The following is an 11,233-nucleotide window of genomic DNA, read 5'->3' on the forward strand; positions in this document are numbered from 1 at the left end:
TGCTTGAAAATCGGGCAACGGGCCACCTGGCCTCCTACTTTAGGAGGACGCGCGGCGGCCGGAACAACGGGCATGCTTAATGGGTGAGAAGAAAACTAGCGCAGCTGCTGCGCCGCCTGGGCAGCGGGGATCAGGAACCCGAAACCGTAGGCATGTACTTGCTGCTCACCTCCGTGCTGCACTTGGCAAACCTGGTCAATCCGCCGCTGGCGAGTTTTGCTGCGCTGGCCGGATGGTGGTTCCCGGTGCTGGCCCTTGGCACGGCTCCGCTGTTTCTGCGCCGCCGGATGCCCACGATCTGCGCCTTATGGCTGCTGCTGTTCGCGGCGTTGCTGCTGGCGATGGGCAGCATCGGCGGGTACTTCCTGCTCTTCGAATCCGTATTCACCATCTACCTGCTGGCCGGCGCACCGGTGCGGCGCTGGACGCTGATCGTGTTGAGCCTGGTCACGCTCACCGTGGCCGGATACATCTGGGCGAAGACCGGGTCCACCTCCGATGCGGTGCTGGCGATCTTCATCGCCGGGTTTGTCTTCTTCACCCCGATGCTCTGGGCGGAGAACGTGCGTACCGCCAAGGAGCTGGCGCACAGCGAATCGGCACGGGCCGCCGCGGTAGGCGCCGCCGCGGCGGATCGCGAGGAGCGGCTGGTGGCCGAGCATCGTGCGTCGAATATCGAGGAACGCACCGCGCTGGCCCGGGAGATGCACGATGTGCTTTCCGCACGGCTCTCTTCCATCGCGCTGCTCAGCGGCGCATTGCTCGAACGCGAGCCGATGACCAGCCAGCCGGGCCTGCGCGCCCCGCTGGAAAGCATCCGTGCCGAATCGGTAGCCGGGCTGCAGGAGATGACTTCGATGGTGCGCATGCTGCACGCGGGCAGCAGCTCGGCGCTGCGCGCGGACCTTAGCGGGCTGCCCGAATTGGTGCAGTCTTTCCAACAGGCCGGGCAGCGAATCAGCTATGACACCGGCGTGGCTTCGGATCTGGCCCTGGTATCCGAGCCGACCCAGACGGCGATCTACCGGACGGTCCGTGAGCTGCTGGTCAATCATGCAAAGCACGCCCCGGGCAGCGCACTGCGCCTGGAGCTGCTCCAGGCACCGGCGGCCCTGGTGGTGCAGTCCAGCAATACGCTGCGCGACGCGCCCGATTCGGCCGGCACCCCTAGCGCCGGCGGAGCCGGCAGCGGGTTGAATAATATCCGTTCGCGCGTGCAGGCCCTGGGCGGGCACTGCGAATTTGGCAGCGGCAGCAAATTCTGGGCAAGGTGCGAATTCCCCACCGATCCGGAGACCCTGAAGGGCGGTGACCCGCGATGAGCGTCAAAACCCTGATCGTCGACGATCATTCCACGGTGCGCATGGGGATCCGGCTGATTCTCGAGGCCGACTCTGCCCTTGAAGTGGTCGGCGAGGCGTCCGACGGCAGGCAAGCGGTGGATATGGCCCGGGCGCTGCGCCCCGAGGTGGTGCTCATGGATCTGCGCATGCCGATCCTCGATGGGGTCGCCGCGACGGCCGAAATCAGCTCCGCTGGCTTGGCCCGCGTGCTCGTGCTGACCACCTTTGACGACGACGCCTACCTCTTCGGTGCGCTGCAGGCCGGCGCTCACGGGTTCCTGCTGAAAAGTTCCACGCCGGCGCAAATCCTCGACGGGGTGAAAACGGCCGCGCGCGGCTGTTCGGTGCTGGACCCCGAAGTGACCTCCCGCGTCGTGGCGCAGGCGATGGCGGCACTGGACCCGCAACCGGCGCCGCCCCCGCTGCCCGAGACCCTCACCGAGCGGGAATTGGAGGTGCTGGCCGGGCTCGGCGCGGGACTGAGCAACCCGCAGATCGCCGCGCGCTTGGGCATCGGGGAAACGACGGTGAAAACCCACGTATCCCGGGTGATGGGCAAGTTGTCGGTCAGCTCCAGATTGCAGGCGGCAAAGATCGCCTTTGCGCACTGGGGCTAGGCAAAACCCGCGCGGCTTACCAGCTCACCAGGCAGAACGGATGCTGCTGCGGGTCCAAATACACGCGGAAGGTCTTCGAGCCTTCACCGGTGAGCGCGGCGCCGAGCGCGAGCACCTGCTGCTCCGCGAGATCCAGATCCTTGACCTTCACATCGAGGTGCGCCTGCTGCGGGTGCAGATGCCCCGGCCATTCGGGAGCCACATACGGGCTGACCGCCTGGAAAGCCAGTCCGGGACGGTCCGGTGCGTCACCGATGCTCACCCAGTCCGGCTCATCGTCGAGCCGGATCATGCCCAGTAGCTGCTCATAGAATGTGGCCAACGCGCTGGGATCCTCGCAGTCGATGACCATGGCCTGCCATGTGCCAATCATTTCCTTAGCCCTTCGCCTTGAAAAGTCGTGTGTGCTTCGGATGCTTCCCATTATGCCCAGCCGCACGCCCCGGCGATAGTGCCCGTCGGCGCAAGATTCCACGCTAGGCGGCGGTTTGGCATATGGCTTGGTGCGATGGGTTTTTGCCGATTCGGACTAACTGCCGGCAGAGCTCTGGTTCTCCGGTTTCGCACGCTGCCAGGACTCGTTCATCGCGGTAATGGCATAGTCGATCAGGGCGAGCACCCGCGCCGAGAGCTGCGCCTTGCGCGGCCAGATCGCCACGACGGCGCTGGGATAATTCGGCGGGTTGAGCCGGCGAATTGCCAGTTTGCGCCCCTCGAGCGATAGCTCGGCATTGTTTGGCCGTGACATCAGCAGCCCGTAGCCCAGCCCGCGGCCAACCATCGCGTTGACCAGGATCATCTGCGGCACCGAGGCGGTGATCCTCGGCACCAGCCCGCGCGCCGCAAAAAGCTGCATGGTGTATTCGGTGCTCGGTACCGACTGGTACATGATCAACGGTTCCGTCACGAGATCGCTTAGTTCCAGTGGCCGCTCAAGGCGCGCCAGCGGATGCTCGGGGTGCAGCACCACCTGCATCTCGGTCTCGTAGATGACCTGCTTATTCATCTCTTGCGGCAGCAACAGGTCGTAGACGAAGGCAACATCGAGATCCCCGGAGTTCAACGCCGGGATCAGTTCCTCGTGGGTGCCCACGCGCACGCTGACGTCCAACTCCGGATGCACCCGGGGAAAGCCCTCGAGCAGCGCGGGGACCACATGGGGTGAGAGCGAGGCGAAGCAGCCAAAACGCACCGGGCCGCGCAGCTTTCCCTCCTGGTGCGGAAAGGTTGCCTGCAGCTCATCGACCTGGGCAATGATTTTTCGCGCCATCGATGCGAAGTACTCCCCCGAGGCGGTCATCGAGACGCCATGGGCCTTGCGGCGCAGGCACAAGGGTTCGCCGGCGATTTTTTCGATTGCGGTAATCGATTGCGACAGCGCCGATTCTGAAATATTCAGCTCGCTGGCGGCCGAGCCAAGGGTGGAATGTTCGGGCAGTTCGGCAATGATTTCCAGATGGCGCAGGGTGAACTTCGGCATACAGTTAAGTCTACCTTCAATAGTTCTGCACATCTTTGAAGTTTACCTAAGGTTTGTGCGGTGCAACACTGTAGTGACTTACAACTCACGCAGTACTGGTTTTTTGGGGCCAGCGCAGCTCAGCGAGGAGCACCATGGGTAACACCGCAAACATCGCAGGACGGAACGCCAAGTCCAATCAACGGCGCGTCGCTTTTGCCACCATCATCGGCACCACCGTTGAATGGTACGACTTCTTCATCTACGCCACCGCCGCCGGTCTGGTCTTCAGCCAGCTGTTCTTCGAACCTGCCGGCAAGGAAATCGGCCTGCTGATCTCCTTCGCCTCGGTGGGCCTGTCCTTCCTCTTCCGCCCGCTGGGTGCGTTCCTCGCCGGGCACTACGGCGACAAGATCGGCCGCCGGGCGATGCTGGTGCTCACGCTGAGCCTCATGGGCGCCGCGACGATGCTCATCGGCGTGCTGCCAACCTACGAGACCGCCGGCATCCTGGCACCGATCATGCTGCTGACGCTGCGCATCCTGCAGGGCATCTCCGCCGGCGGCGAATGGGGCGGCGCGGTCTTGATGGCCGTCGAGCACGCACCCGATACCCATCGCGGACGTGCCGGTTCCTACCCGCAGATCGGCGTGCCGCTGGGCATGCTGCTCGCCTCGGGCACCATGGCGCTGATGACCGGCGTCATCTCCCCGGGCGAAGAATTCGTGCAGTGGGGTTGGCGCGTGCCGTTCCTGGCCTCCATCGTGCTGATCGCCGTGGGCTACTTCGTGCGCCGCGCGGTCGACGAGTCCCCGGTCTTCGAAGAGATCGCCGAGCAGAAGGCGCAGACCAAGGTGCCGATCCTCGAGCTGTTCCGCAAGCACTGGCGTCTGGTTGTCGTCGCGGCATTGGTATTCGCGGGCAACAACGCGGCCGGCTACATGACCACCGGCGGCTTTTTCCAGTCCTACACCACCGACCCGGATGGGCCAATCGGTCTGGAACGCACCGACGTGCTCATCGCGGTGGTCTTCGGGGCCGCAATCTGGCTGATCTTCACGATGATCGCCGGACTGCTGGCCGACGTGCTGGGCCGCGTGCGCACCTACCAGGTAGGCTTCGTGATTCTGGGACTGTCGATGTTCCCGGTCTTCGCGCTGGTCAACACCGGGTCGCTGGGCCTGCTCTACCTGGCCTTCGGCATCTTCGGCATCGGGCTGGGGCTGACCTACGGCGCCCAGTCGGCGCTGTACTCCGAAATGTTCCCCGCCTCGGTGCGCTTCTCCGGTGTGTCGATCTCCTACGCGATCGGCGCGATCGTCGGCGGCGCTTTCGCCCCGACCATCGCCCAGGCGCTGGTGCAAGCGACCGGCGGGACGAACGCGGTGGCCACCTACCTGCTGATCGTGGTGGCGATCTCGCTGATCGCAGTCTCGATGATCCGCGATCGGAAAGGCATCGACCTGTCCTTCCGCAATCAGGCCGAACAGGAAGTCGGCGCGCTGGTCTTCGACAAGCGCGTGGCAGAACCTGCCAAGGATCTGAGCAACCGCTAAACGGCACCTGGCATACAGCAATGCCCCGGCAAGAAACCAAATGGGTTTCCTGCCGGGGCATTGCCGTGCCCGGGCTGCCCAGAACGCTGCACATATGCCACTTGCGTGTCCGCGACGGACGGCGCTCCGGGTACGCAAAAGGCCCGTGGGCCATCCCCGCCGCGGCGGGGATGGCCCACGGGCCTTCGGGTTGCGTAGCGCCTAGCTGGCGGCGTGGGCGGCGTGGGCGGCGTTGCGTTCTGCCGCCTCGACCACATTGTTCAGCAGCATCGCGCGGGTCATCGGGCCTACGCCGCCCGGGTTCGGGCTGATCCACGAAGCGACCTCGGCGGCCGCCGGATCCACATCCCCGGTGACCTTGCCGTCAACCCGGGAGACCCCCACGTCGAGCACGATCGCGCCGGGCTTGATCGCATCGGCCTTGACGATATGCGGCACGCCGGCGGCGGCGATGATGACATCGGCCTGGGCCAGCAGCTCGGGCAGGTTGGTGGTGCCGGTGTGCGCCAGGGTGACGGTCGCGTTGACCGACCAGCGGGTGAGCAGCAGTCCGACCGGACGTCCGATGGTCACGCCGCGGCCCAGGACCAGCACGTGCTTGCCGTTCAGATCGATATCGTGCCGGGCCAGCAGGTCCACGCAGCCCAGTGGGGTGCATGGCAGCGGGGAGGCCATCGGGCGGTTCACGTTGGCGACCAGGCGGCCCAGGTTCATCGGGTGCAGCCCGTCGGCGTCCTTCTGCGGATCCATCGCCTCCAGGATCGTGTCCTGGTCGATATGCTTGGGCAGCGGCAGCTGCACGATGTAGCCGGTGCAATCCGGGTTCTCGTTCAGCTCGCGCACCTTGGCCAGCAGCTCGTCCTGGGTGGTTTCCTCCGGCAGATCCACGCGGATCGATTCGATGCCGACCTCGGCGCAGTCCTTGTGCTTGCCGCCGACGTACCAGGCCGAGCCCGGGTCGTTGCCCACCAGGATGGTGCCCAGCCCGGTGGCGTAACCCTGCTCCTTGAGCTTGGCGACGCGTTCGGCCAGCTCCGCCTTGATGGTTGCCGCGGTGGCCTTGCCGTCGAGAATACGTGCGCTCACACTGTTCCTTCCGTTGTGGCCTGCGCAGCTGCTGCGCGGCTCACGATGCTGTTCGGTACCAGACCCAGGCGCGCGGTCCGTATTCACTGCAGGTTGCTCGCTCCCCGGTGGTTATCCACCTCACGCCAGTCACGATGCTTCTGCGCACAAGTCTAACGAACTTCGCGGTGCGCACACCGGTGGATGACGGGCGAAAAATGTGATTTCCTCGGCCGAAGGCTGTGCACCATGTAGCGGGTGCGGCGGGAATGCGCACCGCTCCGGGGTTGTTGTACCCGGTGAGCGCAACGTGGAGAAAGCAGGTTCGGGTGAGCTACCAGAGCATCGTGATCGGCGCCGGCCAGGCGGGGCTTTCGGCGGCCTATCAATTGCACCGGCGCGGACTGGTACCCGGCGAGGATTTCCTGGTGCTCGACGCGAACGAGCGCCCCGGCGGCGCGTGGCAGCACCGCTGGGACACCCTCACCCTGGGCAAGACGCACCGGATCCACCCGCTGCCGGACTTCCCCTTCGAAAATCAGGACCCCACGCGGCCAGCCTCCGCGGTGGTCTCCGACTACTATGCGCAGTTCGAAGCGCTGCATCGCTTGGCGGTGCGCCGGCCCGCGAAGGTAGCGGCGGTCAGCCACGACGGAACCTGGTTCAGCGTTCGGCTTTCCAGCGGCGAGGAGCTCGCGACGCGCACGCTGATCAACGCCAGCGGCACCTGGACCAACCCCTTCTGGCCGGTCTACCCCGGCAGCCAAGAATTCACCGGGCCGCAAGTGCACACCTCCGGATTTGTGGCGCCGGAGCAGTTTGCCGGGCAGCGGGTGCTGGTGGTCGGCGGCGGGGCGAGCGCCACCCAGTTCATCGTGGCGCTGCGGGCCGCCGGGATCGACACCCTCTGGTCCACCCGGCGCGCCCCGGACTGGCGGGAGGTGGGCAACGATCCCGAATGGGGCGTGGCCGTGGAGCGCGAGGTCAACGCGCGGACCGCCGCCGGGCTGCCGCCGAAATCCGTGGTCGGCACCACCGGGCTGATTCTCACCGAGGCGATGCGGGCGGGCATCGACTCCGGTGCGCTGATCTCCCGCGGGGCCATCTCCTGGCTGGATGCACGGTCGGTGCGCTTTGCCGACGGCACGAGCGAAAAGATCGACGCGATCCTGTGGGCCACGGGCTTCCGCCATGCCCATCGGCACCTGCGCGGGCTGAATCTGCACACCAGCACCGGCGGGATCCGGGTGCTTGCCGATTCGGTGAGCGCCGCGGCGCTGCCGGGAATGTTCTTCGTCGGGTACGGCGCCTCGGCCTCCACGATCGGGGCAACCCGGGCCGGGCGGAAAGCCGCGGTGGCGGCGGTGCGCCGGTTGGCCGAGCTCGGGGTGGCGGTTGGTTCCGCGGACGCGAGCGAAGCGGGGGCCGAAAATCGCCCGCCGCAGATGACAACGGCCAGGTAAATATCGCGCTGGCAAGACGCCGGATTCGGCGCAGGGGGCTCCGGGAGGTTAACCTCGATCCATGAGCAACCAGTACATCGTGACCCTTTCCTGCCTGGACCGACCGGGCATCGTGCATGCAATTTCCGGCGGGCTGCTGGGCGCTGGTTGCAATATCACCGAGTCCCAGCAGTATGAATCGCCGGATTCGAACACCTTTTTCATGCGCATCGAGGTGGCCACCGAACAGTCCCTGGTCCAGGTGCGCGCGGCGCTCGCGCCGATCCGCGAGGAATTCGTGATGTCGCTGCGCGTGGACGACGCGGCCAAGCGCACCCGCACCATGATCATGTGCTCCAAGGCGGGGCACGCGCTCAACGACCTGCTCTTCGCCCAGCGCGCCGGAAATCTGGCCATCGAGGTGCCGGTGATCGTCTCCAACCACCTGGATCTGAAGCCGATGGCCGAGTTCTACGGGGTGGACTTCGTGCACCTGCCGGTGACCCCGGCGAACAAGTTCCAGGCCGAGGCGGAGCTGCTGGCCCTGGCCGATGAGTACGATATCGAACTGGTGGTGCTCGCCCGCTACATGCAGATCCTCTCCGACGCCTTGTGCGAGCGGATGGCCGGACGGGTCATCAACATCCACCACTCCTTCCTGCCCTCCTTCAAGGGGGCGAAGCCGTACCACCAGGCCCACGCCCGCGGGGTGAAGCTGATCGGCGCGACCGCGCACTATGTGACCGCGGACCTGGATGAGGGGCCGATTATCGACCAGGAGGTCACCCAGGTTTCCCATGCGCGCACCCCCGCCCAGCTGGTCGCGCTCGGGCGCAGCGTCGAGGGCCGCACGCTGACCCGTGCGGTGCAGTGGCACTCCGAGCACCGGGTGATGCTCGATGGGCAGCGCACCATCGTCTTCTCCTAGTTTCGCGGCAGTGCCCGGCGGCGCGCACCGCGCAGCGCTTCGCCGAGCCGGACCCCGGCTGCGGATAGGATGGGTGCCATGGCTCACATAATTACCATTGACGGCGTTACCCCTACCGTGGGCGCCGAAGTTTTCCTTGCCCCGACCGCGACGCTGAGCGCCGACGTGCAATTGGCTGATCGCGCCAGCGCCTTCTACGGTGTCTCGGTGCGCGGCGATTCGGCCCCGATCCGGGTGGGCAAGGGCACCAATCTGCAGGACAACGTCGTATTGCATGCCGATGCGGGGTTCCCCTGCACGCTCGGGGACGCGGTATCCGTCGGCCACAGCGCGGTGGTGCACGGCGCCACCGTGGGCGATGGCTGTCTGGTCGGGATGAGCGCGACGATCATGAACGGCGCGGTCATCGGCGAGCAGTCGCTGGTGGCGGCCGGGGCCCTGGTGCTTGAGGGCACGCAGGTGCCGCCGCGCTCGCTGGTGGCCGGGGTTCCCGCGAAGGTGCGCCGCGAACTGACCGCGGACGAGGTCGCCAGCCTGAACGTGAACGCCGAGCACTATCTGGTGCTCGCCGCCAAGCACCTGGCCGCCAACGGTTCCTGACCGCCCCGCCGATTCTCGACTCCCAGTACAAGGACACCGCCGATGACCTCGCATATCAGCACGCCGCCCACCGCACAGCCCTCGGCTCCGCCGGCCGCCGAGGCCACCGGACGGACGCTGAACTGGGGTGTGGTGTCCACCGGGCGGATCGTCTCCAAGGTGATCGGAGACCTGCAGGCTCTAGCCGACGCGCAAGTCTGCGCGGTGTCCTCGCGGAATACGGCCAAGGCGCGGGAATTCGCCGACAAGCACGGCATTGATCGGGCCTACGGGTCCTATCAGGAGCTGTTCGCGGACGAGCAGGTGGAGGTCGTCTACATCGCGACCCCGCATGGGCAGCATTATGAGATCGCCATGGCTGCGCTGGCGGCCGGCAAGCATGTGGTCTGCGAGAAGTCGCTGACCATCAACGCATCCGAGGCGCGCACGCTGGTGGAATTCGCGGCCGAACGTTCGCTGTTCCTGATGGAAGCGCTCTGGGCACGCTTCACTCCGGCATTCGCCCGGGCCCTGGCGATCCTCGCATCGGGGGAACTGGGCGAGGTCACCTGGGTGCAGGCGGATCTGGGGTTCCACGCCGCCTATGATCCGGCCTCGCGCCTCTTCGACCCGAAGGCCGGCGGCGGGGCCCTGCTGGATCTGGGTGTGTACCCGCTGACCTGGGCCATCGGCGCCCTCGGCTTCCCCGAGTCGGTGCACGCGGTAGCTCAGCTCAATCGGGACGGCGTGGATACGCAGACCGCGATGAACCTCTCATACGCCGGTGGCAAGCATGCCCAGTTGCTGCTGACGCTCAACGGGGGCGCCCCGCAGCAGGCGCGAGTCACCGGCACCGGCGGATGGCTGGCCACGAACGCGCCGCTGAACAACGCGAGCAAATTATTCATCCACCCCACCGATGGCCCGCCCCGCGTAGAAGAGTTCGAGGCGGTAGGCGAGAACTACGGATACGAATTCCGCGAGGCGACCCGCTGCATCCAGCAGGGGCTCACCCAGTCGCCCACGATGCCCTGGGAGCACTCGGTGAAAACCATGGAGCTCTTCGATACGATCCGCGAGTCTGCAGGGGTCGTCTACCCGAACGATCTGGTGACGCGCTGAGCTCCGGTCGCGGAAAAGCTCTGCGGCACAAAAGCGCCGGCCCCACGCTGAATTTCAACGTGAGGCCGGCGCTTTTTGCGTGGTGCAGCCGTGCGGCTAGTTGACGGGCTGTTCCGCGGTGGCCAGCTGGTCATTTTTGGCGCTGCTGCGCCGCCAGTAGGCGGCAATGAGCGCGCCGGAGAGGTTGTGCCAGACGGAGAAGACCGCGCCGGGAAGCGCCGCCTCGGGGGTGAAGAAGTCCTTGGCCAGCCCCGAGGCGAGGCCGGAGTTCTGCATGCCGATCTCCACCGCCATGGTGCGGCGGCTCGCGATCGGCTGCTTGAACAGCTTCGCGGTGCCATAGCCCAGGGCGATGCCCCCGGCGTTGTGCAGGATCACCGCGAGCAGGATCAGCAGGCCCGCGCTGAAGATGGCCGCCGAGCTGCCGGCCACCACGATGACCACCACGAAGGTGATCGCGATGACCGAAACCCACGGCAGGGCCGGCAGCACCATGTTGACCAGGCGGGGCAGGATCGTGCGCAAGACGAGGCCCAGGACCACCGGAATGAGCACGATCTGCACAATGGACAGCGCCATGGTTCCCGCGGCCACCGGCAGGTATTGCCCGGCGAGCCACAGGGCCAGCAGCGGGGTGAAGATCGGCGCGAGCAGCGTCGAGACCGAGGTCATCGTCACCGAGAGGGCCACGTCGCCCTTGGCCAGGTAGGTGACCACATTCGAGGCGGTGCCGCCCGGGGCGCAACCGACCAGGATGACGCCGGCGGCCAGCGCCGGAGGCAGCGCCAACGCCATGGCGATGCCCAGGCCCAGCAGCGGCATGATGATGAATTGGGCGATGACTCCGAGGAGCACCGGCAGTGGCCTGCGCACCACGAGGGCAAAATCGGGCAAGGTGAGCGTGAGCCCCATGCCGAACATGATGACCATCAGCAGCGGATTGATCAGCTTGGAGAAGCCGGAGAAGGTTTCGGGGGTGAGCAGTGCGAGCGCGCCGCCGGCCAGCACCAGCAGCGGGAAGAGGGTGACCGCAACTTTGGCGCTGTGTTCCTCGCCGGCCTTTTCGGGCGCGGAGTGAACAGGAAGATCAGAAGACATGGGATAATCTTGGCAAATCGATCA

11 protein-coding genes are annotated in these 11,233 nt (G+C 66.2%); 7 read left to right on the forward strand and 4 right to left on the reverse strand.

Features of this window, described 5'->3' with window-relative positions:
- Positions 1-83 precede the first annotated feature (83 nt).
- Positions 84-1,322, forward strand: coding sequence for a histidine kinase (locus CIK76_RS17970; protein WP_141393618.1), 1,239 nt, complete (start codon positions 84-86; stop codon positions 1,320-1,322).
- Positions 1,319-1,960 (forward strand): response regulator transcription factor, encoded by a 642-nt coding sequence (locus CIK76_RS17975; protein ID WP_096289020.1) that lies wholly within the window; start codon positions 1,319-1,321, stop codon positions 1,958-1,960. The genes CIK76_RS17970 and CIK76_RS17975 overlap by 4 nt, the downstream gene beginning before the upstream one ends.
- A gap of 16 nt (positions 1,961-1,976) precedes the next feature.
- Here CIK76_RS17975 and CIK76_RS17980 read toward each other — a convergent pair whose 3' ends face one another.
- Both CIK76_RS17980 and CIK76_RS17985 read right to left on the reverse strand, forming a co-directional pair.
- A complete protein-coding gene (locus tag CIK76_RS17980; RefSeq protein WP_096289022.1) occupies positions 1,977-2,333 on the reverse strand; it encodes a VOC family protein in 357 nt (118 codons plus the stop codon).
- 156 nt (positions 2,334-2,489) lie between these two features.
- Positions 2,490-3,440: a LysR family transcriptional regulator gene (locus CIK76_RS17985; RefSeq protein ID WP_096289024.1), complete on the reverse strand. Its 951-nt coding sequence runs from the start codon at positions 3,438-3,440 to the stop codon at positions 2,490-2,492.
- Positions 3,441-3,574: 134 nt separating this feature from the next.
- Between CIK76_RS17985 and CIK76_RS17990 the strand changes: the two genes are divergently transcribed.
- On the forward strand, positions 3,575-4,975 hold the full coding sequence (locus tag CIK76_RS17990; RefSeq protein ID WP_096289026.1) for an MFS transporter: 1,401 nt from the start codon (positions 3,575-3,577) through the stop codon (positions 4,973-4,975).
- Between the two features lie 201 nt (positions 4,976-5,176).
- Here CIK76_RS17990 and CIK76_RS17995 read toward each other — a convergent pair whose 3' ends face one another.
- On the reverse strand, positions 5,177-6,061 hold the full coding sequence (locus tag CIK76_RS17995) for a bifunctional methylenetetrahydrofolate dehydrogenase/methenyltetrahydrofolate cyclohydrolase (RefSeq protein ID WP_096289028.1): 885 nt from the start codon (positions 6,059-6,061) through the stop codon (positions 5,177-5,179).
- 221 nt (positions 6,062-6,282) lie between these two features.
- On the opposite strand from CIK76_RS17995, the gene CIK76_RS18000 reads away from it, so the two are divergent.
- From CIK76_RS18000 to CIK76_RS18015, 4 genes are all read left to right on the forward strand, one after another.
- Positions 6,283-7,503 (forward strand): NAD(P)/FAD-dependent oxidoreductase, encoded by a 1,221-nt coding sequence (locus CIK76_RS18000; RefSeq protein WP_255248535.1) that lies wholly within the window; start codon positions 6,283-6,285, stop codon positions 7,501-7,503.
- Positions 7,504-7,564: 61 nt separating this feature from the next.
- Positions 7,565-8,410 (forward strand): formyltetrahydrofolate deformylase, encoded by an 846-nt coding sequence (gene purU, locus CIK76_RS18005; protein WP_096289032.1) that lies wholly within the window; start codon positions 7,565-7,567, stop codon positions 8,408-8,410.
- A 78-nt stretch (positions 8,411-8,488) separates the two neighbouring features.
- A complete protein-coding gene (locus CIK76_RS18010) occupies positions 8,489-9,010 on the forward strand; it encodes a gamma carbonic anhydrase family protein (protein ID WP_096289034.1) in 522 nt (173 codons plus the stop codon).
- A gap of 42 nt (positions 9,011-9,052) precedes the next feature.
- Positions 9,053-10,111, forward strand: a complete 1,059-nt coding sequence (locus CIK76_RS18015) for a Gfo/Idh/MocA family oxidoreductase (protein WP_096289036.1) — start codon at positions 9,053-9,055, stop codon at positions 10,109-10,111.
- A gap of 96 nt (positions 10,112-10,207) precedes the next feature.
- On the opposite strand, the gene CIK76_RS18020 is transcribed toward CIK76_RS18015, so the two are convergent.
- Entirely contained in the window at positions 10,208-11,209 is a 1,002-nt protein-coding gene (locus CIK76_RS18020; protein ID WP_096289038.1) for a bile acid:sodium symporter family protein, read from the reverse strand.
- Positions 11,210-11,233: the final 24 nt, after the last annotated feature.

The organism is Glutamicibacter sp. BW80 (assembly GCF_002332385.1).
Lineage (GTDB): Bacteria > Actinomycetota > Actinomycetes > Actinomycetales > Micrococcaceae > Glutamicibacter.

Excerpts from the sequence above, each read along its gene's own strand:
- CIK76_RS17975 (WP_096289020.1), top strand. The coding sequence starts at position 1,319 with ATGAGCGTCAAAACCCTGATCGTCGACGATCATTCCACGGTGCGCATG.
- CIK76_RS17980 (WP_096289022.1), bottom strand. The coding sequence starts at position 2,333 with ATGATTGGCACATGGCAGGCCATGGTCATCGACTGCGAGGATCCCAGC.
- CIK76_RS17985 (WP_096289024.1), bottom strand. The coding sequence starts at position 3,440 with ATGCCGAAGTTCACCCTGCGCCATCTGGAAATCATTGCCGAACTGCCC.
- CIK76_RS17990 (WP_096289026.1), top strand. The coding sequence starts at position 3,575 with ATGGGTAACACCGCAAACATCGCAGGACGGAACGCCAAGTCCAATCAA.
- purU (WP_096289032.1), top strand. The coding sequence starts at position 7,565 with ATGAGCAACCAGTACATCGTGACCCTTTCCTGCCTGGACCGACCGGGC.
- CIK76_RS18010 (WP_096289034.1), top strand. The coding sequence starts at position 8,489 with ATGGCTCACATAATTACCATTGACGGCGTTACCCCTACCGTGGGCGCC.
- CIK76_RS18015 (WP_096289036.1), top strand. The coding sequence starts at position 9,053 with ATGACCTCGCATATCAGCACGCCGCCCACCGCACAGCCCTCGGCTCCG.
- CIK76_RS18020 (WP_096289038.1), bottom strand. The coding sequence starts at position 11,209 with ATGTCTTCTGATCTTCCTGTTCACTCCGCGCCCGAAAAGGCCGGCGAG.